Genomic DNA, 22,030 nt, shown 5'->3' with positions numbered 1-22,030 from the left:
GGCTCCCGCCGCCTCCTACCGACTCGGGTGCGGGGTCAGTGGAGCGCCTCCCCGAACCCGTCGACCTCACGCGGATCGCGCGGGCCCGGGCCGGTGTACCGCGCCGAGGGCCGCACCAGACGCCCCGTGCGCTTCTGCTCCAGTACGTGCGCCGCCCAGCCGGCCGTGCGCGCACACGTGAACATCGAGGTGAACATGCTCGCGGGCACCTCGGCGAAGTCCAGCACGATCGCCGCCCAGAACTCCACGTTCGTCGCCAGGACCCGGTCCGGACGGCGTTCGTGCAGCTCCTTCAGCGCCGCGCGCTCCAGCGCCTGCGCCACCTCGTAGCGCGGCGCGTCCAGCTCCTCGGCCGTACGGCGCAGCACGCGCGCCCGCGGGTCCTCCGCACGGTAGACGCGGTGCCCGAAGCCCATCAGGCGCTCGCCGCGGTCGAGTTGACGCTTCACGAAGGCCTCGGCGTCGCCCGTGCGCTCGATCTCCTCGATCATGCCGAGCACCCGGGACGGTGCTCCGCCGTGCAGCGGTCCCGACATCGCGCCGACCGCGCCGGACAGCGCGGCCGAGACGTCGGCGCCGGTGGAGGCGATGACGCGGGCGGTGAACGTGGAGGCGTTCATGCCGTGTTCGGCCGCGGAGGTCCAGTAGGCGTCCACGGCAGCGACGTGCTTGGGGTCGGGTTCGCCGCGCCAGCGCCGCATGAAGCGCTCGACGATCGTCTCGGCTTTGTCGATCTCCTGCTGCGGCACCATCGGAACGCCCGGCCCGCGCGCCGACTGCGCGACGTACGACAGCGCCATCACCGCCGCGCGCGCCAGGTCGTCCCGTGCCTGCCGCTCGTCTATGTCGAGCAGCGGTTTCAGGCCCCAGACGGGAGCGAGCATCGCCAGTGCCGACTGGACGTCGACGCGGATGTCGCCCGAGTGCACGGGGATGGGGAACGGCTCGGCCGGCGGCAGCCCGGGGTTGAAGCTCCCGTCGACCAGCAGGCCCCACACGTTCCCGAACGACACGTGCCCGACCAGGTCCTCGATGTCCACGCCGCGGTAGCGCAGCGCGCCGCCCTCCTTGTCGGGTTCGGCGATCTCCGTCTCGAACGCGACGACTCCTTCGAGCCCGGGTACGAAGTCGGACATCAGGCGGCTCCTCATGAGGTTGTCGGCGCCGGACGCCGGGGGCGCGACCGGATTCGCCGGTGTCGGGTCTGACGGGTACGCGGGGGTTCCACCGCCGGAGGCCGGCTGGCGGACCGTGACGTCGCCACTTCAGGGCCTGCCCCGTGCGGAGCGTGGTCACCCCTGGTCCGTACGGCCGTGACGGGGCGGCCCGGCAACTCCTCCGCACACGGGCCGCGGCAGGGGTGCCGGGGAACATCCCCATGGCCCGGCTGACGATTCTGGAGCCTGCCCGCGGCCCCGGACATCCGTGTACGGGGTGAGATCAGGCACACGGACGACGCAGCGGACGATGCTGCAAGATGAACGCGTGCCCGACGCTGACGAAGACGCCGCCCGCCACGCTCCCCTGACCGTCCTCGACCCCGCCGCGATGCGCGCCCGCTACCGCGCCGAGGGCATCTCGGAGCAGGAGCTCGCGCCCGACCCGTACGGCCAGTTCGCGCGCTGGTTCGCCGACGCCGCCGCGAGCGGCCTCCACGAACCGAACGCCATGATCGTCTCCACCGCCGGCGCGGACGGCATGCCCAGCTCCCGCACGGTCCTGATGAAGCAGTACGACGAGCGCGGCTTCGTCTTCTTCACCAACTACGGCTCCCGCAAGGGCCGCGAGCTCGAGGTGAACCCGCAGACGTCGCTGCTCTTCCCCTGGCACCCCATCGCGCGGCAGATCATCGTCTCCGGCATCGCCGAGCGGATCGGAAGGGACGAGACCGCGGCCTACTTCCGTACCCGCCCGCACGGCTCGCAGCTGGGCGCCTGGGCCAGCGAGCAGTCCTCGACGGTGGCGTCCAGGGCGGAACTCGACCGCCTCTATGCCGCCCTCGCGGAGCGCTATCCGGAGGACGAGGACGTGCCGGCGCCTCCCGGCTGGGGCGGCTTCCGGGTGCGGGCCGAGTCGGTCGAGTTCTGGCAGGGCCGGGAGAACCGGCTGCACGACCGGCTTCGCTATGTCCGTACGGCCGGCGCCGGCGGGCAGCAGTCCCCGGAGGGCTGGACGGTCGAGCGGCTCTGCCCCTGAACTTTTCCGGACCCTCGCACGGGGGGATGGCTGCGCGCGGGTGGCCGCGCGCCTCGCGGCGGGCCCTGTGCCGCCGCACCCGGGGAAGGACCGCCGCCTGGGCCGCGATGCCCGGGGGCCGGCGCGTTCAGCGTCCGCGGAGGCGGACAGACGCAGAACGGCCCGCGGGCTGCTCCGCTCGCGGTGGGCGAACGGCGCCGGTCGGACGAGTCCGACGAGCCCGCGGGCCGGGTGACTGCATTGAGATTGGCCGGCGATACCGGCGTCACACTGTGGCGTCGGCTCTAGGCCGCAGCCACCTCACGCGTCCGGGTAAGCATCATTTACCGGATCACCTCCTTTCTCGTGTACTCAGCACGCTAGGCAGCGCGAAAGACACTGGCAAGCGATTTCGGGGCGGCAACGATTTCGCTGAACTGCGTGTGCGCTGCGTCACGTTCGAGTTGAATGATCCGTACGCGCAGCGGCAAGCGGCAGTCAATCGGCGCGTTCGGCTGGGGGTGCTCAGGTGTCCGCTCGATCCAGGACCCACGCTGCTTCGTCGTCGGACGGCGACGACAGGCAGGGGCCCGACGACGAATTGCTGCTCGCCGCGCTGCTGGACGGCATGGACGCGGCGCTGTGCGCATTCGACGCCGACGGAGCGGTCACCCACTGGAACCGTGAGGCGGAGCGCCTCCTGGGCTGGACGCAGGAGGAGGCCGTCGGCCGCAAGGGCCTGGCGGGCTGGGCGCTGCGCGAGGCGGACGCGGAGCAGGTGCAGGCCCGGCTGTTCTCCGCGATGGACACACCGGGGCGGCAGGTCCACGAGTTCGCGCTGCTGACGAAGGACGGCCGCCGGCTGCTCGTACGGACGCAGGCCTCCGGCGTCGTCGCGGCGGACGGCAGTCCCATGGGTGTCTACTGCGCCTTCAGCGAGGTGCACGCGCAGATCGACCTGGAGCGCTCCATCGCGCTGAGCGAATGCCTCTTCGAGGACGCGACCTGGGGCGTGGTCCTGGTCGACGCCGATCTGCGTCCCGCCGTCGTGAACGTCTCCGCGGCGAGCGCCTTCCGCGTCTCGCGTGCCGCGATGCTCGGACGTCCGCTGGGTGAGCTCGTCGACCAGGGCGTGGAGGAACTGGAGGGCGCGCTCCAGCATGTGCTGGCCGACGGGCCGCCCTCCGCTCCGGCCGAGATCTGGGTGACCCTCCGGTCGGGCCGTCGCGGACCCGGGCCGGGGGAGGCGGCAGGCGCGGGCCCGCAGGGAGCCGGGCAGGGCGAGGCGTACGGGGCCCGCAGGTGCTGGCGCAGCGGATTCCTCCGGCTGTCCTCGCCCATGGCGGAGGCGCCGGTGCCGCTGGGGGTCGCGTGGCTCTTCCAGGACGTGACCGACTCCAAGCGCATGGAGCAGGAGGCCGACCGGCTGCGCTTCCGCGACAACCAGCTCCACCGTGCCGCGCGTGCCGCCGCCGAGTGCGAGAAGCCCATGGAAGCGGCGACCGTCCATCTCGACTTCGCGCTTGCCGGCTTCGCCGATCACGCCCTGCTGGACCTCGCCCTCCCGGCCGGGGACGGCGAGAGGGGCGACAGCCACGGCCTCGACGCCTTCGACGCCGACGGGCAGGGCAGCGAGCCGGGCCTGGTACGGGTCGCGGCGACGCCCGCCTCCGGGCCGGACCCGGTGCCGTCGCTCCAGCGGCACATGGCCGCCGGGCAGGCCGGTCAGGGGGCCTTCGGCGGCATCCCCGTCAGTTACGCGGAGGGGCACCCGGCGCATCAGGCCTACGCGCGCTGCGGTTCGGTAAGGGCCAGTGTCGGGGGAGTCGCTGCCGCCGGATCGGCCGGCGGTGCCGTGATCGAGGGCTGGGCGGCGGCCCGCAAGTGGCCGGACGGCACGGTGCACGGGCTGTGCACGGTGCTGCGCAGCCGGGGCCGCACGCTGGGGGTGGTCACCTTCCTGCGGGGAGCGAGCCGCCGCTCCTTCGACCGTTCGGACGCCGCGTACGCGGAGGACATCGCCGTACGCATCGCCGCGGCCGTGGACATGGCGCAGCTGACCCAGGCGCCGCGGGGGCCGGGCGGCGCCGGTCACTGAGGAGTGGCGGCGCACCGGCCTGGCAGCGCGCCGGCCGGTCGGCCGGCCGGCACGTCAGTGGTAGAAGATGCGGTCCGCGTAGCGCTCCATGACGGTGTCGTTCCAGGCGAGCCCGCCGTCGACGTTCCCCGAGCGCAGCAGCGGGGGTTCGATCCCGCGGGAGACGAGTTCACCGGCGGCGGTGGCGACCACGGCCTGCATCAGCGCGCTGGTGACGACGGTCGACGCAGGACCGAAGGGCGCCGGGACGCCGTCGGTGCTCAACTCGGCGTCCCCGACCGGTATCCGGCTGTCGAGGACGATGTCGCAGTGGTCCTTGAGGAAGGTTCCACTGGAGTGGCGTGAGGTCGTCTCGTGCGCGTAGGCCACGGAGGTCACGCCGACGACCTTGATCCCGAGGGTGCGTGCGTGCGACGCCATCTCCACCGGCAGCGCGTTGCGGCCGGAGAGGGAGATCACGAAGAGAAGGTCGCCTTCGCGGGCGGGACCGGTGTCGAGTACGGCGGAGGCGAGCCCGTCCACACGCTCCAGGGCGCTGCCGAGCGTGGCGGGGCGCACATCGACCCCGACTGCGCCCGGAACCGGCAGCAGATTCATCACGGCGAGGCCGCCGGCTCGGTAGACGACGTCCTGGGCGGGGAGCGAGGAGTGCCCGGCGCCGAAGGCGAAGACGCGGCCGCCGTCCTCGACGGTGCGGGCGAGCAGCGTCCCCGCGGCGGCGATGTCCTCCGCGGCGGCGTCCCTGACCTGCTGGAGCAGGGATATCGCGGCGTCGAAGAAGTCGCTCGCCAGCGTGTTGTCGCTCATCCCGCAGGTCCCCCCGGGTCTCGTCGTGTGCGTCTCCGTGCCCTTCGTCGGGCCCTGGCCGCCGGCCGCCGGTTCGTCCCCGTCCGGGTGCGGCGTGATCACGTTAGAGGTCTGGACCAGTCGTCTGTCAAGAGAGCGATGCGTCCAGGGAGGGACGGTTGTCCGACCGATGCGTCAGAATTGGAGCAGGGCCACGATGCACGACTGACGAGGGGCACGCATGTCCGGACTGATCGACACCACGGAGATGTATCTCCGCACCATTCTGGAGCTCGAAGAAGAAGGCGTCGTCCCCATGCGTGCCCGTATCGCCGAGCGCCTCGACCAGAGCGGGCCGACGGTGAGTCAGACCGTGGCGCGCATGGAGCGGGACGGCCTGGTGAAGGTGGCCGGGGACCGGCATCTGGAGCTGACCGACGAGGGCCGCAGGCTCGCCACCCGCGTGATGCGCAAGCACAGGCTGGCCGAGTGCCTGCTGGTCGACGTGATCGGCCTGGAATGGGAGCAGGTGCACGCGGAGGCGTGCCGCTGGGAGCACGTGATGAGCGAGGCGGTCGAGCGCCGCGTCCTCGAGCTGCTCCGGCACCCGACGGAGTCGCCGTACGGCAATCCCATCCCGGGCCTGGAGGAGCTGGGCGAGCAGGCGGAGACCGAGTCCTTCCTCGACGAGGGAATGGTCAGCCTCACGGATCTGGAGGCGGGCGGCGACGCGAAGACCGTCGTGGTGCGCCGCATCGGCGAGCCGATCCAGATGGACTCGCAGCTGATGTACACGCTGCGGCGTGCGGGCGTGCAGCCTGGCGCGGTCGTGAGCGTCCACACCGGTGCGACGGGCGGTGTGCAGATCGGCAGCAGCGGCGAGGCGGCCGAGCTGGATTCGGACATCGCTTCGCACGTGTTCGTCGCGCGGCGCTGATCCCGGCGTAGTCGGTTCCCGGCGTATCCGGATTCGCGGGGTTCCGGGTCTCCGGTGTACGCCGGTTCGAGCGGCGGCTGCGGCTTTCGCAATCCCTGACGGCCCGTCAGCAGGTCAGGGTGTGTGCGCCGGGCATGTGCGCCCGGACTGAAAGCGGAACATCTTCCCAAAGAGGCCTGCCGGTACGAAAGTTACGGTAAACCGGGTGCCCGGCCATGCGCCGTGCGACGCTGTGGCTACGCATGTACGGGCGGAGGGGAGCCGTCGATGGATCGCGCTATGCGGGCCGAGCTGGCCGGCGGAGCGGGAGGCGGGACGCCGCCCAGACCGGACCCGTCCTCGCGCGGATCCGAACCGCCTCGCAGACCCCTGCTTTTCGGGCCCGGGTGTCGCGTCCGGCCCGCCGGTCCCGGAAGCCTCGCACTCCCCGGCCTGCGGCCGGGCAAGCGCCGCGGCACCCGCCATGACAAGGGCCCCGGCGCCTTCGGCGTCCGGGGCCCCGCCTCCCCTTTTCCCCTAGAGGCGACCCAGAGCCCCGAGCTCTCAGGGTCAGCCCTCCTCCCGGTAGCTGTCTTTCCACGACCCCGGCGATCAACCCTTGAACGCAGTCACTCGAAAGTAGGGGTTTCCACTGGACCGCGGCGCGTTCGAATAGAAGTTCGATAGCGTGGGGGAGCGGTCAGAAGGAATGGGGGTGCCGGAGCGGATGGTGCGACGGCTCGACGTGACTGGTTCGGACGGAGTCCGGCTCGCGGCATGGGAGTTCTCCGACGTGCCCAAGTGCGGCCCGGAAGCGGAGCCCGGCGCCGGGGCCCGGGAGAGCAAGCCGTTAACGCGGTCGAAGAGCGTGCTGCTGCTGCACGGTCTGATGGGCCGTGCGGCGCACTGGGCCGACACCGCGCGCTGGCTCTCGGGCCGCTACCGGGCCGTGGGCCTCGATCAGCGGGGCCACGGACGCAGCGAGAAGCCCGTCGCCGGCGACGACCGGGACCCCTACGACCGCGAGGAGTTCGTCGCGGACGCCGAGGCCGCGATCGAACAGCTGGATCTGGCGCCGGTGGCGCTCATCGGCCACTCCATGGGCGCCCTGACGGCCTGGCAGCTCGCCGCCAAGCGGCCCGACCTCGTACACGCCCTGATCATCTGCGACATGAAGGCGGCGGCGCTCGGGGAGCAGTCCCAGCGGGAGTGGGAGGAGTGGTTCAAGTCCTGGCCGGTGCCGTTCGCCACCCTCGCCGACGTACGCCGGTGGTTCGGCGAGGAGGATCCGGCGCTGGAGCGGCCGCAGGCTTCCAGGGGCGACTTCTTCACCGAGGTGATGACGGAGAAGGACGACGGCTGGTGGCCGGTCTTCTCCCGGCGGCAGATGCTGCAGGTGCGCGAGACGTGGGTGCACGACGCGCACTGGGACGAGCTGGCGCGCGTGGTCTGCCCGACGCTCGTCGTACGGGGCATCGACGGCGAACTCGGCCGCGCCGAGGCCCAGGAGATGGTCCGTGTGCTGCCGCGTGGGATCTACGCGGAGGTGCCGGATGCGGGTCACCTCATGCATCTCGATCAGCCCACCGACTGGCGCCGTGTGGTCGAACCGTTTCTCCAGGCGGTGCTTCCCGCCGACGGGTAGCCGTGTCCGGCCGAGCGGACGAGTCTGCCGGTCGTGGTCGCCCTGCCGGACCCTCGCCGTCGTGGTCGCCCTCCCCTGTATCCCCGCGCTTCTCCGGGGCCGGAGAAGCGCCCGGTTGCGGCGGGAGCCGCAGGGCGCACAGGGGCACTGCGGGGGGCGCACGCGTAAGTGTCCGGGCGTAAGGGGTAGTTCCACACTGCGGTGCGCTGTCCGGAAGACGGTGCGTCGACTGAGACACGGGCATATGTCCTGGGCAGTGGTCATCCAATGTCGTCCTGAGGGGGATACATGACCGCCCGGCCTCTGGTCGCTCGGCAGCCCAACGAAAAGCTGCAGGCACTCATCCAGGAAGCCAATTGTTCCAACGCGGGGCTCGCGAGGCGGGTCAACGTCTGCGGTGTGGAGCACGGACTGGATCTGCGCTACGACAAGACGTCCGTCGCGCGCTGGCTGCGCGGCCAGCAGCCCCGGGGCCGGGCCCCCGCGGTCATCTCCGAGGCGCTCGGCCGGAAACTGGGGCGCACGGTCACGCTCGACGAGATCGGAATGGCCGACGGCCGCAACCAGGCCGCCGGCGTCGGGCTGCACTTCGCGCCGACAGTCGCCGGAGCCATAGAGCAGGTGTGCGAGCTGTGGCGCAGCGACGTCGGACGCCAGGGTTTCTTCGGCGGTTCGACCGTCGCCTCGTCCGCGCTCGTCGAGCCCAGCCGGGACTGGCTGATCACCACGCCGGACGGGCAGGTCGCGCGGAGCGCCGGGCCGCGCGTGGGCATGTCCGACGTAGCGGCCGTGCGGGCGACCACGAACTCGCTCTGTCAGCTCGACCACCGCTTCGGCGGCGGGCACGTGCGTCCCGTCGTCGTGCACTACCTCAACAGCGTGGTCTCCGGGCTGCTCGTCGGCTCGTACAAGGAAGGGGTGGGGCGTGCCCTGTTCGCCGCGGCGGCACGGCTCACCGAACTCGCCGGCTACATGGCCGTCGACACCGGGCAGACCGGTCTGGCGCAGCGCCACTTCATCCAGGCGCTGCGTCTGGCGCAGGCCGCCGGTGACCGCGCATACGGCGGATACGTACTGGCGGCGAGCATGAGCCATCTGACGGCGTCGCTCGGAAACCCGCGCGAGGCGGCCCAGTTGGCGCGCGCGGCGCAGGAGGGGGCACGGGGCCACGCCACTCCCCGTACCGAGGCGATGTTCTGCGTGGCCGAGGCGCGGGGGCACGCGCTGCTGGGAGACGTACGGGCGTGCCTGGAGGCGGCGGGCAGGGCGCAGTCGGCGATGGAACGGGCGGTGGCGGGAGACCCGTCCGACGACCCGGTGTGGATCTCACATTTCGGACGCGCCTATCTCGCCGACGAGTTGGCCCACTGCCACCGGGATCTGCGGCGGCCGCGGGAGGCCGCCGAACTGGCAGGTGAGTCACTTGCGGGCCATCCCGCCGACCGGGTGCGGCGGCGGGCCATCGGTACGTTCCTGCTGGCGTCCGCCCAGTTGGAGAAACGTGAGCTTGAACACGCTTGCCATACCGGTGCAAACGGGATGGAACTTCTCTCAACTCTCCGCTCGGGCCGCGGCGCCGAGTACCTCCAGGACTTCCGGCGGCGACTTGTGCCGTTTGTGAAGGAGCCGGTCGTGCGGGAGTTCACGGCGCGGCTGGAGGCCTCCGCGGCCGCCTAAGTGCGTTTCTGTTCGGGTTTGCTCCATATCCGAGGTGAAGGGTTGGTGTCGCCCCATCAGCTGCGTGGTCGCTCCTCGTGGCCACCCGGTAGCGTGACCCGACGGTTCCGGCAGTCAGTTGATCGATCGAGGAGTCCCGGTGACAGCGCACAGCGGACGTGGACAGGGCGACCAGCCCCTCTACGAGGGTGTCGTGCTGCCGGCGAACGGCGACCCCTGGACCCCGGAACAGCAGCGTCAGGTCGACGAGGCCCAGCGGCAGCCGACAGCGGGGCAGCCCTGGGGCGAGCCCTGGGGGCCTCAGTCGCAGGCGGCCGTGACGTCGGGGGAGCACTCGGGTTCGCCGCTCCCTCCTCCGCCGCAGACACCGCCTGCCATGCCCGGGCAGCAGCCGCCCGCCGCCATGCCGCCTCAGCAGCACTCGCTGCCGGGGACCACGGAGGAGGCGGGCGCCGATCGGGGCGGGAGACTCGGCGGCGGCGATTCCACGCCGCCGCCCGCTCCCCACTCCCAGGGCCAGCCGCCTGCGTCCGTACAGCCGGAGACGGCCGCCGGCGCTCCTCTGCCTGCCGCGCAGCCAGGGGAGGGCCCGTACGCGCCCTACGCGCCGCACGCACCGCAGACGCCCCAACCGCAGGCAGGCCAGGCCTGGTACGGGAACGGGCAGTTGCCGCCGCAGTCGCCGCAGCCGGCCCAACAGCCGCCCGCCGCCCAGCAGTTCGCTTCGGCGGCTCCCGCCGCGGACGCGTCGGCCGACGCCACGCAGTACATACCGCCGGTTACCGGTGGAGCGCCCCTGCCCGGCGAGTACCAGCACGGTCAGTACCAGCCCGGTCAGGCCCCGCCCGTGGCCGACGCCGAGGCGACGCAGATGCTTCCCCCGCAGACCGGCGGCCCGCCGGCCGCCGACCCCGAGTCGACGGCACAGCTCCGTTCGCCGCTGCCGCCCGAGGCCCCCGCCGGCGGGCAGGGCGGTCACGGCGGCCCGGCCCAGCAGCCCCAGCCCCAGCCCCCGGCCGGGTTCGAGAGCCTCTTCCGTTCCGAGCCGGGGGCCGCGCCCGGCTCCGGTGAGCCGGGCGCGACACAGAGCCTTCCCCTCTTCGACGGGGCGGTCGCACGTCAGCGCCGCGGCGGAGGGGTCGGCGGCCTCGGCAAGTCCGGAGGGCAGCCAGGTCCCGCCGGTCCGTCCGGTCCGTACGGTCAGGGTCCCGGTTACGGACAGGCCCACGGCCAGGTTCCGGGCCAGGGCGCGCAGAACGGCCAGTGGGAGCCGCCGCAGGGCCGCGCCGCCCGCCGCAACGCGGAGCGCAGCGCGATCTCCCGCATGTCGCCCGGCATCCTGATCGGGGTCGGCGTCGCCGTCGTCGCCGGTGTGGGCATGGTGGCGGGCGCCGCGCTGAGCGGCGGCGACAAGGACGACCGGAAGTCCGGGAGCAAGTCCTCCGCGGCACCCGCGAGTGAGAAGTCCGAGGGGCCCGACCCCGCCGAGGCGCAGGCCAAGGAGCTCGACAAGCTTCTCGCGGACAGCAACAACAGCCGCGCCACGGTGATCCGTTCGGTGGAGAACATCAAGTCCTGCAAGAAGCTCAAGCAGGCCGCCAGTGATCTGCGGGCCGCGGCAGGGCAGCGCAACAGCCTGGTCACCCGCCTCGGCAAGGTCGAGACGGGTGACATCCCCGCCAACGCCCAGCTGAAGTCCTCCCTCACCCGAGCCTGGAAGTCCTCCGCCTCCGCCGACAGCCACTACGCGACCTGGGCCGACCAGACCGCCGGCAAGAAGGGCTGCCGCAAGGGCAAGGCGCGTACGACCACGCACACCGGCCTGGGCGCGCGCTCCAGCGGCGAGGCGACGGCCGCCAAGAAGCAGGCGGCCAAGCTCTGGAATCCCACGGCGAAGAAGTACGGGCTCCAGCAGCGGCAGGTCGGCGAACTCTGACGCGGGGCCCCGGTCAGAGGTCCGCACAGGGGAACGTATGGTCGAGAACCATGCAGCAGCGTTCCGTGCCCCGGGCTTCCTCCGAGCGAGATTCGGCGAGGGCTTCCCGTCGCACCCCCCGGTCCACCACCATGGACCCCATGCCCGTCCATGACATGCCCTGGTGGCGCTGGCGCAGCAACGTGCGCTCGGCGCTGCACATGCTCTCCGACCCTTCCTTCCAGCAGGACTGCTGGGCGACGGGCCGGCCCGGCTACGGCGACGTCACCGACGCCGTGTACCGCCTCGTCGAGGACACCTGGCTGGACAACTGGTCGGCCGAGAAGTATGTCGGCACGATCTTCCGCGACTCGCAGGAGGCCGCCCTCGTCGACACCGCGGTGCTGCGCGTGCTGCGCATAATGCACCAGGTCGGCGCCGACGCCCCCGTCGCCTCGTACATGGAGCACCACGGCTGGTCCGAAGCGGTACGGGCGGCACGCGACGCACACGTACGGCTTGCCACGAACGACGGCGACGACCCGGACGAGGCGCCCCGCTCCCTCGACGTGCTGGCGATCATGCTGCACTCCGTCTGAGGAACGCAGGACTCCGCCTCAAGAACACCGGTCGGGAGGGGCCCTCCGGCTGTGCAAGGCTTGGCACATGAGCCAGCCGCACGCCGATGCCGGGACCACCTCCGGGACCGCCTCCGGGACCGCCTCCCGGGCCACTTCCGGGACCGCCTCCGGGGACACCGCACAGCACCCCACGTCCTCCCGTTCCGGCGGAGTCCGCGAGGAGTACGTCCTCACGCTCTCCTGTCCTGACAAGCAGGGCATCGTGCACGCCGTGTCGAGCTATCTCTTCATGACGGGCTGCAACATCGAGGACAGCCAGCAGTTCGGTGACCACGACACGGGCCTGTTCTTCATGCGCGTCCACTTCTCCGCCGACCCCGGCGTGACGGTGGACAAGCTGCGTGCGAGCTTCTCGGCGGTCGGCGACTCCTTCCACATGGACTGGCAGGTGCATCCGGCGGAGGAGCGCATGCGCGTCGTCCTGATGGTCAGCCGCTTCGGCCACTGCCTCAACGACCTGCTCTTCCGCTCCCGCAGCGGCGCCCTTCCGGTCGACATCGCCGCCGTGGTCTCCAACCACACCGACTTCGAGGGGCTGGCCGGCTCATACGGCGTCCCCTTCCACCACATCCCGGTGACGAAGGGGAGCGAGGAGAGCAAGCAGGAGAGCGAGGCGAGGCTGCTGCACCTGATCGAGGAGGAGAACGTCGAACTGGTCGTGCTGGCCCGCTACATGCAGGTCCTCTCCGACAGCCTGTGCAAGCAGCTGCCCGGCCGGATCATCAACATCCACCACTCGTTCCTGCCGAGCTTCAAGGGCGCACGGCCCTACCACCAGGCGCACGCCCGCGGCGTCAAGCTGATCGGTGCCACGGCGCACTATGTGACCGCGGAGCTCGACGAGGGCCCGATCATCGAGCAGGAGGTCGAGCGGGTGGGCCACGAGGCGTCGCCGAAGCAGCTCGTCGCCGTGGGGCGTGACGTCGAGTGCCAGGCGCTCGCGCGGGCGGTCAAGTGGCACAGCGAGCACCGGGTGCTGCTGAACGGACACCGCACCGTCGTCTTCGCCTGACGGCCGGGCGGTCCGCCCGTCGCGCCGCCGGGGCTGGTCGGGGGTGCCCTACATGCGGGAGAGCGAGGCCGCCGCGAACAGGACGTCCCGTACGGCCTCCGGGTCGCCGTCCTGGCCCGCAGCGGTCTCCAGCGGCGGCACGTGACCGGCCACGAGCTGGCAGAACTCGTAGCTGTCCAGGGCCACATGAGCCACCGCGTCGTCCGGGCGAACGGACGCCGCGGGCGAGTCCAGCGGGATGTACCAGTCGCCCCCGCCGTCGCCCTCCACCTCCAGATGGAGCGCGCGCCCCGGGGCTCCCGCGGTCGTCAGCCGCTGCGGTGCTCCCGCCAGGCCCGTACGGCGGCGCCAGGCGATCGTCCCGGGCAGCAGCCGCGCCGCGAGGTCGACCATGCGGTGCATGTGCTTGCCCTGCGGTGCCGTGTACGGATAGTGGATGGCGTCGGCGATGTCCTCCGCGTGCATCCAGCACTCGAAGGCCCGGTCGAGGAGCGCGTCACGGACGGGGAGAGTGAAGTCGCCGTAGAGGACGTCGAGTCCGGCGGCGCCGCTGCCGGCGAACGACGCCGTACGCACCATGGCGTGACCCTGCTCCCGCCACGGACCGCGGGCACTCGGCGTGCGGAGCACATCGCAGTCGGCGTTCCAGAACTCCTCCGTGCGCCGCGCGGGACCGGACGGTCCGCCGCCCTGCGCGGCGCGCTCCGGGACGGCGGCGTCCAGCGGGTCGGGCAGCCCCAGCGCGGTGGCCACCAGGCCGTCGACGGCGAGCAGATGAGCGATGACCCCGGCGACCGTCGTCTCACGCTCCGCGTGCTGCCGCCCGTCGAACCAGCGCAGCAGAACGGGTGCGAACCACTCGGCGTCCGCCATGTCCCGCAGCAGGGCGTCGAGCCGGGAGGCCTCCGCGTCGTAGGGGGCGGCCCACTCGGGCACCGGAACGCGCGGCGCGCGCCGCACCATGCAGCCCTCCAGCACCTGTGAGCGCAGCATCGGGTCCAGGTCGAGGCTGTCCTCCGGATGCAGGAGCCCGACGGCGTCGCGCAGCCGCAGCGCCTCATCGGCACAGGCGCCGCATTCGCTCAGATGGCCTTCGACGGCGGCCGTCTCCTCCGCGGAACAGGCGGCGAGCGCCCACGCTCCGAGCAGGGACTTCAGCACGCGGTGGTCGAGCTGTCCGGCCGACAGGCCTTCGGGCAGGGGCTGTTCCCCGGACGCGGGCTGCTCTTCGGGCCCGGCCTGCTCGCCGTGCGTGGCCTTCTCCTGGGGCAGCGGCTGCCCTCGGGGCGGGGTCCGGCCGGACGGACCGTGCGGCGCCGGGGCCGTGCCGGGGTGCGGTGCCGGCGGTTCGCGGAGCTCGAACTGCCGTGGCAGCTCCGTCACTTCGGGTGCGTCCTGCGCCTCCTGTGCGTCGGCCGCGTCCGGTCGTGGCCGCGGTTCCGGTTCTGGTTCTGGTTCCTGAGACCGCGGTTCGTACGGCTCGAACGGTGAGTCCTCCGCGGGGCTCCGCGGCGGTGGTATGCGGTGCGCGCCGCCCCGGGCGCCGCCCTCACCGTCCCCGGTGCCTCCTGTGCCGCCGGCGCCTCCGGTGCCGCCGTCCCGTCCGCCGGGGAAGTCTTCGTACGGCCCGTTCACCGTGGACGCCCCAGGGCGGTCGGGTGTGCGGGCATCGGATGGCTCGCCGCCGAGGACAGCAGCTGCAGGCCGAGCCGCAGCCGGCGCCGGGCCTCGTCCTCCGTGACGTCCAACTGCCGTGCCGCCTGGCGGTAGTCGCGGCGCTGGAAGTACGTCAGTTCAAGGGCGGCACGCAGGGAGGAGGGCATCGACGTGACGATGTAGTCGGCGCGCGCGGCCGTGGACGCGGCGCGGACCTTCTCCTCGATCTGCTCACGCCGCTCCGGGGACTCCGGCGGCTGCGGGCCTTGTCCGCTGTGCTGTCTGCGCAGCCATCCGGCCGCGATCTCCTGTGTGACTCCCGCTATCCAGGAGCGCATCGGGCCCTTCTTCGGGTCATAGGCGTGCGGGTTCTCCCAGATGTAACCGAAGACGTCGCGCGTGGCGCGGTCGGCAGCCGACTCGTCGTCGAGCACCCGGTGGGACAGACTGTGCACAAGCGAAGCGAAACGGTCGTACAACTCGCCCAGTGCTGCGGCTTCTCCACGCGCGAGACGCTGCTGCATCTTCCGGTCCCAGCGCGGTGGTGTCTCGTTCGCCATGGTGACTCCCAGCCGATCCGTGCCTCCCCCAGAGCCTTCGGCCTGGGTGGAGGTCCCCCTGGGGGCACCTCCCCGCGAAGCGAGGGGGAGGAGCGAGGGGGAGTGCCTCCATTGCCGATTGCCGTGCCTGCCGTGATCCTCTCGCAACCCGGCACCTCGAATGTAGTGCGAGGGGCTGACAACGCACGCCCCTTTGCGGCAATGTGCCTCCAGTGCTGATCGCTGATGGTGTCGATCCCGTCACGTTGCGGCATTGCTCAGGAAGTGTCGGCGCGTGATCACACCCGAAATTGCCAGGGGGTCATGCGGGTATGACTGTGACGATTGCGGGGGAGGACGCCTTCCGAGCGCATAGGCTCAGGTGAGTGGCTCGTTTTGACCGTGGGGGGCCGGGCAGCCGAACAGGGAAGGGACCATTCCGGTAGGCGCAGGGCCCAGGCAGGCGTAGTCGAGCGAAGGGGATACGAGGACGTGTCGTTGAAGGTGTTGGAGGAGGAACGGGGGGAGTGGGCCGTTCTCCGGGTCTCCGGAGAGATGGATCTGGTCACCTCGCCCGCCGTGCGGCAGCACGTACACGACGCCGTTGCCGACGGACGGCGCAGTCTCGTTCTCGATCTTTCGGAAGTGCTCTTCTGTGACTCCAGCGGTGTGGGAGTCCTGATCGCTTCGAGGCGGCTGATGCGCTCCTGTGCCGGGCAGTTGCGGCTGATTCTCCCCGCGCAGGGCGCGGAGGACGGATCACATGTGAACCGCGTGCTGGCGGCGCTCGGCGTGCGACGCCTCTTCGACTGCTATCCGGATCTGCCCGCCGCCACCCAGCAGACGGCGGCCGGTCCGCTCTCCGCCTGACTCTCCCGCTCCCCTCGCTTTGGCCCTTCAGCGGGACTGAACCCTTCGGCCTGGCTGACTGATCCGTCAACCGGCCTGCCCCGTCGACCCGTTGGACGTCGTGCGGCCGGAGCCGCCGCCGGCCGCGGATCGTCCGTCCCGCCCTCGCCTGTGCCGACCCGTTCCGTCGTCCGGCCCTCGCCTGCGCCGCCCCGTCCCGCCGCGATTCTCCGCCCGTACCGCAAGCGCGTGCGCGGGGCCGGGCCGGTGCGGTCTTCCAAGTGGTGCCGCGCAGTATGCAGCACGGCTGGTCCTTTGCGCCGGAATATGCCCGAAGCGCTTGTTGCCCCAACTATGCGTCAATCATGCTGTTCTCCGACGGGGTCACGGTCCGTGACCTCATGAGGACGCGAGGCGATGTGCTTGCCAGTTCGGACGGTGTGAGCAGTGCGGGTGCTTCAGGTGCAGTTGGAGATCGGGGCGGACCCGGCGGAGGTGGGGCGCGCACGCAGATGGGCCAGGACCAGGCTGGCCGGCTGGGGAATCGGCGGTGACGAGGCGCTGGCGGAGACGGTGCTCCTGCTGGTCTCCGAGCTGGTGACCAACGCCGTTGTGCATGCGGGCACTCCGTCGGTGCTCCGCATGCTGCTGCCCGGACGCCATGCGCCGGGGGCCGTACGCCTGGAGGTGGCCGACATGAGCACATGCCCGCCACGTCAGCGTCACGCCGAAGGCGACGACACCAACGGGCGTGGCCTGGAGCTGGTTTCGGGGCTCGCGGACCGCTGGGGCTGGCAGAGGGAGGGCTTCGGCAAGCGCATCTGGTGCGAACTGGACACGCCCGGGCCCGGCCAGGGATGCCAGGGCTTGCTGTCCGCTCTCTCCGGCCCGCCCGCCCGGCAGTTGACGGCGGGCGCGGTGAGCGGCCCGGACGGCGTCTTACCCGCGTAGGCGCGCCCCGCCGGCGTGGACGCACGGGTTCAGGCGGCGGCGCCCCCGGCGCCGTCGCCCGCCCTGTCGACGCTGCGACCGCCTCTGCCGCCGCCGCTGTTGCCGCCGTTGCCCGTCTCGGGGGCGTCGCCACGGACGCGGAAGGTGCGCCGGTATGCGCTGGGCGAGATCCCCAGTGCGGCCTGGAAGTGCAGGCGCAGCGACGACGCCGAGCCGAATCCCGCGTCCCGTGCGACCTTCTCGACGGCCAGGCCGCTGCTCTCCAGCAGATGCCGCGCCCGCTCGACGCGCTGCCGCGTGAGCCACACCTGCGGGCTGGTTCCGACCTCCTCGCGGAACCGCCGCGTGAACGTCCGTACGCTCATGGCCTCCTGCTCCGCCAGATCACGCAGGCCGAGCGGCCGCTCCAGGTGCCGCAGCGCCCAGTCGCGGGCGGTGCCCGTCGTGTGGACACCGGGCTGCGGTACGGGACGCTCGATGAACTGGGCCTGGCCGCCGTCCCGGTGGGGCGGCACGACGGTGCGCCGGGCGACCGAGTTGGCGACCTCCGCGCCGAAGTCCTCGCGCACCATGTGCAGACACAGATCGATTCCGGACGCGACGCCCGCCGACGTCAGCACGTGCCCGTCGGCGACGTAGAGCACGTCCGGGTCGACCTCGACGTCCGGGTGAAGGCGCTGCAGACGCTCACAGGAGGACCAGTGCGTGGTCGCGCGCCTGCCGTCCAGCAGCCCGGCCGCGGCCAGCACGAAGGCTCCCGTGCAGATCGACGCGACGCGGGTGCCGGGCCGGATCAGCGCGAGAGCGCCGGCGAGGGGCGGTTCGAGGCGGCCGCTCGCGTACGCGTCGTCCAGCTCGTGCGACGCGGGCACGATCACGGTGTCCGCCTGGGCCAGCGCCTCGGGACCGTGCCGGACATCGACGGTGAAGTCCGCGTCCGTACGGACCGGGCCGGGCGTCACCGCGCACGTGACGACCTCGTACAGCGGCTCGCCGCGCTCGTCCCAGGAGCGGCCGAACACGCGGTGCGGGATGCCGAGTTCGATGGGCAGCAGACCGTGCCGTACGAGCACGGCGACACGGTGACGGCCGGGGTGGCGGAAGACACCTCCAGCCGGGGCGTCCGCCGTCACGGCACCCGCCGTCGTGACACCCGTCGTCACAGCACTCGCAGCCGTGGCGTCCGCCGTCGTGACACCCGCATCGAAGGCTCTCGCATCCATGGCCCGATCCTCGCACAACATGGCCTCCCGGCCACTCGTGCGCCGGATGTGCCCCGGCGGAGTCTGATTCCGTGACCGAACGCGCGACTGAACCCGTGCAGGAACCCGTGCAGGAGCACGAGACCGAGCCCCCGAAGCGGCCCCTGACCGCACCCGAACACGCGCCCGCACCCGGGCGGCCCGTCACTCCGCCGCCCGGGCGGCGTCCACCGCGCGTGCACCGCGCCTGGTGGGTGGCCGCGGTGTCGTTCGTCGCGCTCGTCGGCGCGGCCGGTTTCCGGGCCACGCCCAGTGTGTTCATCGATCCGCTGCACGAGGAGTTCGGCTGGTCGCACGGCACCATCTCCGCCGCCGTCTCCGTCAACGTCCTGCTCTACGGCCTCACTTCTCCCTTCTCGGCCGCGCTGATGGAGCGCTACGGCATCCGCCGCATCGTCTGCGGGGCGCTGCTGCTCATCGCCGCCGGAAGCGGACTGACCGTCTTCATGGACGCCACCTGGCAGCTCATTCTGTGCTGGGGCTTCCTCGTCGGCCTCGGCACCGGTTCCATGGCGCTGGCCTTCGCGGCGACGGTCGCCAACAGCTGGTTCATCGAGCGCCGCGGCCTGGTCAGCGGCATCCTCACGGCCGGCGGCGCCGCCGGGCAGCTGGTCTTCCTGCCGCTGGTCGCGCTGCTGGTCGAAGGTCCCGGCTGGCGTACGGCGTCGCTGACGGTGGCGTTCGCGGCGCTCGCGGTCGTGCCGCTGGTGCTGCTCGTGCTGCGGGACCGGCCGGAGGACGCGGGGGTGCTCCCGTACGGAGCGGGCCCCGAATACGTCACCCCGCCGCCCCCGCCTCCCGGAGCCGCCAAGCGGGCCCTGCGAACGCTGCGCGACGCGGCCCGTACCAAGGTCTTCTGGCTGCTGGCGGGCACCTTCGCGGTGTGCGGGGCCTCGACGAACGGGCTGGTCGGCGTGCACTTCGTGCCCGCGGCGCACGACCACGGCATGCCCGTGCCCGCCGCCGCCTCGCTGCTCGCCGTCATCGGCGTCTTCGACCTGGTGGGGACGGTCGCCTCGGGCTGGTTCACCGACCGCTTCGACGCGCGCAGGCTGCTCGCCGTCTACTACGCGCTGCGTGGCGTCTCGCTGCTCTTCCTGCCGATGCTCTTCGCGGAGAGCGTGCAGCCTCCGATGCTGTTCTTCATCGTCTTCTACGGGCTCGACTGGGTCGCCACCGTCCCGCCGACGATCGCGCTGTGCCGCGCGCACTTCGGTGAGAACGGCGCGATCGTCTTCGGCTGGGTCCTCGCCTCGCACCAGGTCGGCGCCTCGGTGGTCGCCTTCCTGACGGGCCTGGCGCGGGACACCTTCGGCAGCTACGACGTGGCCTGGATCGCCTCCGGCGCGCTGTGCGGTACGGCCGCGCTGATGGCCCTGGTGATACGCGGACGGGGGCAGCCGGAGCCCGGGCGGGGGACGGCTCAGCCGTCCTGACGGCGCCCGCAAGGGAGTCCGCACCGGGACCTGCCAGGGGCCGAAGGGGCCAGGGCCACGAGCTGGACCGGGCGGCCCTGGGGCAGGCGGTGTCAGGCGACGGCCCGGTTCACCGCCTTCGCGATCCGGCGCGCGTCCAGCGACAGCTCCCGCAGCATCCCGCTGAGCGGATTCGTGTAGCCGATGAAGTACAGCCCCGGGGCCTCCGGGTGGGTGCGCCGGCCGTGCGCCAGCGGACGTCCGGCGTCGTCGAGCACTCCGAGGCCGCCGACGAGGTCTTCGAGCCCGCGCCGGAAACCCGTCGCGGCGATGACGGCGTCGGGGGCGACGGACGATCCGTCGGCGAGCTGGATCTTCGCACCGTCGAAGGACTCCACGGCCGCGACGGGCTCCACCTTCCCCTTTCGTACGGCCTTGATCAGCCCCACGTCCTGTACGGGGATAGCACCCTGGCGGGCCCGCGTGTACAGCCCGGTGTCGGGGCGCGGGAGCCCGCGGGCGGACAGGTCCGGGACGGCGACCTTCGCCATGCGTGCCGCCAGGGCGTCCACGAGCCGCGTCGGCAGGCGCCGGCAGAGGATGCCGTTGGCCTGCGCGGGCCAGCCCAGGGTGGAGCGCCGGACGATGTGCGGGACGGTGCGTACGGCCAGCCGCACCCGTGCGGCCCCGCCCTGGGCGAGATCGGCGGCTATCTCCGCCCCCGTGTTGCCGGCGCCGACGACCAGCACGTCCTTGTCCGCGTACGGCTCCGGGTTGCGGTAGCGCGAGGCGTGCAGCAGTTCGCCCTCGTAGGTCTCCCGGCCGGGCCAGGACGGCAGCCGCGCGGTGTGGTTGTAGCCCGTGGCCACGACGACGACCGGCGTGGTCAGCCTGCGGCCGCCGTTGGCGTGCAGCACCCAGTCGTCCCCGTCGCGTGCGACCGAGTCGACCTCGACGCCGGTGGCCACCTCGATGCCGTGGTGCTCGGCGTAGCTCTCCAGGTAGGAGACGAAGTCGTCGCGCGCGACCCAGCGTCCGTACGAGCGGGGAATCGGCAGCCCCGGGAGCGCCGACCAGCGACGCGTGGTGTGCAGTCGCAGCCGGTCGTAGTGGGCGCGCCAGGAGGCGGCGACCGACGGGGACTTCTCCAGTACGACGGTGCTGATGCCGAGTTCGTGCAGCGCCGCGGCCGTGGCCAGGCCACCGGGACCGGCGCCGATGATGTGAACGGGAACTCCGTCGTCGGTCATGGGCATGACGGAGAGCTTAGTGCTGGTCGCGTGGTGTTCCCGTCACGGAAGAGTCACGGGAAGAGCACGTGGAGGCGGCCGCCGCCCGTGACACGTGCGGTTGCCGCGGAACGCGGGGCGGACGTGGAGACCGCGGAGGCCGCGGGGTCCGGCAGGGGGGTTTCGGAGAGGTGGGGGAGAAACGTTTTTCGGAGTACCCGGAGGAAACGGTTCATCTCGTGGGCTTGCGGCCCGTCACACCGAGGTGGACCAGCAGAGCCAGGTTCGGCTTGAGCTCCGCCTGCTTGACGCCCCAGGTCTGGAAGCCCTTCTGGTGGCCCGCCACGGAGGCGAGCATCATCACGAGCGCGCCGGCCGTGGCTGCCGGATTGACGTCCTTGTCGACCCGGCCCTTGGCCTGGAGGTCCTTGATGGAGTCCGTCAGCGGCTGGTTGACGGAGTTCAGGACCTTCATGCGGATCTTGTAGAACCGCTTGTCGCCCTCTGCCGCGCCCAGGTCGACGACCCTCAGGATGGCGTCGTTCTTGCGCCAGAAGGAGAGGAACCCGTCCACGAGTTCCTCGGCGGTGCGCCAGCCGGACTTGCCCGCCCAGGAACGGTCGGTCACCAGATCGCTGAGCGCGGCACCGTCCTTCGCCATGGACTCGGCCAGTTCGAGGACGGCGCCCTCGACGTCCGGGAAGTACTGGTAGAAGGTCGCCGGGGACGTGCCCGCCCGCCGTGCGACATCAATGACCTTGACATCGCGATACGGCGACGAGCTGAGCATCTCGCCGAGGCAGTCGAGCAGCTTCTGCCGCGTCGCCTGCCCGCGGCGCCCCGCTACTCGCCCGTCGACGGTTCGAACTTGTCCTGTCATGCCGTCAGCTTATCGACGGGGAACGGGCGCGCGATTCGGCCGCATGCAAATGGGGTGGACGGGCCGGATCCGGGGTGGGTCCCGAGGCGCCCCGCGGGGCAGACGTAGAGGACGGCCGGATCCCGGGCAGACGTACCGGCGGGGGCCGACCGAGGGAGCAGCGAGGGGACAGCGTGGGGGGACAGCGAGGGGAGGGGAGAACACTGCGCGTTCGAATCATCGGCCTGCAGAGGCTCCCGAACGCGGCTAGGGTCTGTCGTCCGGGCGGACCGGGCCTTTCACGCCGGGGGGCGGGCGGCACGGGCGACCTGCCGGGGCGCGCCGGTGACCTGCGGTCCCGCCGCGGCGGGTGCGGCGTGAGGGGCGGACAGGGGCGCGGCGCAC

At 72.1% G+C, this 22,030-nt stretch carries 18 protein-coding genes; 11 read left to right on the top strand and 7 right to left on the bottom strand.

What is annotated here, in order from left to right; genetic code table 11:
- Positions 1–35 precede the first annotated feature (35 nt).
- Positions 36–1,136, bottom strand: a complete 1,101-nt coding sequence (locus AN215_RS09020) for a citrate synthase 2 (RefSeq protein ID WP_070013107.1) — start codon at positions 1,134–1,136, stop codon at positions 36–38.
- A gap of 412 nt (positions 1,137–1,548) precedes the next feature.
- Here AN215_RS09020 and pdxH point away from each other — a divergent pair, with 412 nt between their 5' ends.
- Together pdxH and AN215_RS09010 are read left to right on the top strand one after the other, a co-directional pair.
- Complete coding sequence (gene pdxH / locus AN215_RS09015; RefSeq protein WP_070013880.1) at positions 1,549–2,196, top strand: pyridoxamine 5'-phosphate oxidase; 648 nt, start codon at positions 1,549–1,551, stop codon at positions 2,194–2,196.
- Between the two features lie 508 nt (positions 2,197–2,704).
- Positions 2,705–4,273: a PAS domain-containing protein gene (locus AN215_RS09010; protein WP_070013108.1), complete on the top strand. Its 1,569-nt coding sequence runs from the start codon at positions 2,705–2,707 to the stop codon at positions 4,271–4,273.
- A gap of 54 nt (positions 4,274–4,327) precedes the next feature.
- On the opposite strand, the gene AN215_RS09005 is transcribed toward AN215_RS09010, so the two are convergent.
- Positions 4,328–5,080 (bottom strand): SIS domain-containing protein, encoded by a 753-nt coding sequence (locus AN215_RS09005; protein WP_070013109.1) that lies wholly within the window; start codon positions 5,078–5,080, stop codon positions 4,328–4,330.
- Positions 5,081–5,300: 220 nt separating this feature from the next.
- On the opposite strand from AN215_RS09005, the gene AN215_RS09000 reads away from it, so the two are divergent.
- The 6 genes from AN215_RS09000 (at position 5,301) to purU (ending at position 12,865) form a co-directional block, all read left to right on the top strand.
- Entirely contained in the window at positions 5,301–5,996 is a 696-nt protein-coding gene (locus tag AN215_RS09000) for an iron-dependent transcriptional repressor DtxR (RefSeq protein WP_070013110.1), read from the top strand.
- A gap of 706 nt (positions 5,997–6,702) precedes the next feature.
- A complete protein-coding gene (locus AN215_RS08995; RefSeq protein WP_070013881.1) occupies positions 6,703–7,620 on the top strand; it encodes an alpha/beta fold hydrolase in 918 nt (305 codons plus the stop codon).
- Positions 7,621–7,908: 288 nt separating this feature from the next.
- Entirely contained in the window at positions 7,909–9,297 is a 1,389-nt protein-coding gene (locus AN215_RS08990) for an NsdA family TPR-like regulatory protein (RefSeq protein ID WP_070013111.1), read from the top strand.
- Between the two features lie 139 nt (positions 9,298–9,436).
- Entirely contained in the window at positions 9,437–11,233 is a 1,797-nt protein-coding gene (locus AN215_RS08985) for a hypothetical protein (RefSeq protein ID WP_070031135.1), read from the top strand.
- Between the two features lie 131 nt (positions 11,234–11,364).
- Positions 11,365–11,811: an SCO4402 family protein gene (locus tag AN215_RS08980; RefSeq protein ID WP_070013113.1), complete on the top strand. Its 447-nt coding sequence runs from the start codon at positions 11,365–11,367 to the stop codon at positions 11,809–11,811.
- 67 nt (positions 11,812–11,878) lie between these two features.
- Positions 11,879–12,865, top strand: a complete 987-nt coding sequence (gene purU / locus AN215_RS08975) for a formyltetrahydrofolate deformylase (protein WP_079122832.1) — start codon at positions 11,879–11,881, stop codon at positions 12,863–12,865.
- A 48-nt stretch (positions 12,866–12,913) separates the two neighbouring features.
- Here purU and AN215_RS08970 read toward each other — a convergent pair whose 3' ends face one another.
- A complete protein-coding gene (locus AN215_RS08970; RefSeq protein ID WP_338057914.1) occupies positions 12,914–14,248 on the bottom strand; it encodes a zf-HC2 domain-containing protein in 1,335 nt (444 codons plus the stop codon).
- A gap of 248 nt (positions 14,249–14,496) precedes the next feature.
- Entirely contained in the window at positions 14,497–15,081 is a 585-nt protein-coding gene (locus AN215_RS08965) for a sigma-70 family RNA polymerase sigma factor (protein ID WP_070013115.1), read from the bottom strand.
- Between the two features lie 471 nt (positions 15,082–15,552).
- Between AN215_RS08965 and AN215_RS08960 the strand changes: the two genes are divergently transcribed.
- Together AN215_RS08960 and AN215_RS08955 are read left to right on the top strand one after the other, a co-directional pair.
- Positions 15,553–15,930 carry an STAS domain-containing protein gene (locus tag AN215_RS08960; protein WP_171904156.1) on the top strand — a complete coding sequence of 126 codons (378 nt, stop codon included), beginning with the start codon at positions 15,553–15,555 and terminating at the stop codon, positions 15,928–15,930.
- A gap of 426 nt (positions 15,931–16,356) precedes the next feature.
- Entirely contained in the window at positions 16,357–16,860 is a 504-nt protein-coding gene (locus AN215_RS08955; RefSeq protein ID WP_070031134.1) for an ATP-binding protein, read from the top strand.
- Positions 16,861–16,889: 29 nt separating this feature from the next.
- On the opposite strand, the gene AN215_RS08950 is transcribed toward AN215_RS08955, so the two are convergent.
- Positions 16,890–18,083, bottom strand: a complete 1,194-nt coding sequence (locus AN215_RS08950; RefSeq protein ID WP_079122831.1) for a GlxA family transcriptional regulator — start codon at positions 18,081–18,083, stop codon at positions 16,890–16,892.
- A gap of 143 nt (positions 18,084–18,226) precedes the next feature.
- On the opposite strand from AN215_RS08950, the gene AN215_RS08945 reads away from it, so the two are divergent.
- Entirely contained in the window at positions 18,227–19,558 is a 1,332-nt protein-coding gene (locus tag AN215_RS08945; RefSeq protein WP_070013884.1) for an MFS transporter, read from the top strand.
- A gap of 92 nt (positions 19,559–19,650) precedes the next feature.
- Here AN215_RS08945 and AN215_RS08940 read toward each other — a convergent pair whose 3' ends face one another.
- Together AN215_RS08940 and AN215_RS08935 are read right to left on the bottom strand one after the other, a co-directional pair.
- Complete coding sequence (locus AN215_RS08940) at positions 19,651–20,787, bottom strand: flavin-containing monooxygenase (protein ID WP_079122992.1); 1,137 nt, start codon at positions 20,785–20,787, stop codon at positions 19,651–19,653.
- Between the two features lie 211 nt (positions 20,788–20,998).
- Entirely contained in the window at positions 20,999–21,646 is a 648-nt protein-coding gene (locus AN215_RS08935) for a TetR/AcrR family transcriptional regulator (RefSeq protein WP_070013118.1), read from the bottom strand.
- Positions 21,647–22,030: the final 384 nt, after the last annotated feature.

Source organism: Streptomyces abyssalis, from assembly GCF_001751365.1.
GTDB lineage: Bacteria > Actinomycetota > Actinomycetes > Streptomycetales > Streptomycetaceae > Streptomyces > Streptomyces abyssalis.
The sequence above is the reverse complement of the archived record's forward strand: the minus strand, read 5'-3'. Positions and strand labels throughout refer to the sequence as shown.

Coding starts and splice junctions, on each gene's coding strand:
- AN215_RS09020 (WP_070013107.1), bottom strand. CDS start 1,136: ATGTCCGACTTCGTACCCGGGCTCGAAGGAGTCGTCGCGTTCGAGACG.
- pdxH (WP_070013880.1), top strand. CDS start 1,549: ATGCGCGCCCGCTACCGCGCCGAGGGCATCTCGGAGCAGGAGCTCGCG.
- AN215_RS09005 (WP_070013109.1), bottom strand. CDS start 5,080: ATGAGCGACAACACGCTGGCGAGCGACTTCTTCGACGCCGCGATATCC.
- AN215_RS09000 (WP_070013110.1), top strand. CDS start 5,301: ATGTCCGGACTGATCGACACCACGGAGATGTATCTCCGCACCATTCTG.
- AN215_RS08995 (WP_070013881.1), top strand. CDS start 6,703: ATGGTGCGACGGCTCGACGTGACTGGTTCGGACGGAGTCCGGCTCGCG.
- AN215_RS08990 (WP_070013111.1), top strand. CDS start 7,909: ATGACCGCCCGGCCTCTGGTCGCTCGGCAGCCCAACGAAAAGCTGCAG.
- AN215_RS08980 (WP_070013113.1), top strand. CDS start 11,365: ATGGACCCCATGCCCGTCCATGACATGCCCTGGTGGCGCTGGCGCAGC.
- purU (WP_079122832.1), top strand. CDS start 11,879: ATGAGCCAGCCGCACGCCGATGCCGGGACCACCTCCGGGACCGCCTCC.
- AN215_RS08965 (WP_070013115.1), bottom strand. CDS start 15,081: ATGGCGAACGAGACACCACCGCGCTGGGACCGGAAGATGCAGCAGCGT.
- AN215_RS08950 (WP_079122831.1), bottom strand. CDS start 18,083: ATGGATGCGAGAGCCTTCGATGCGGGTGTCACGACGGCGGACGCCACG.
- AN215_RS08940 (WP_079122992.1), bottom strand. CDS start 20,787: ATGACCGACGACGGAGTTCCCGTTCACATCATCGGCGCCGGTCCCGGT.
- AN215_RS08935 (WP_070013118.1), bottom strand. CDS start 21,646: ATGACAGGACAAGTTCGAACCGTCGACGGGCGAGTAGCGGGGCGCCGC.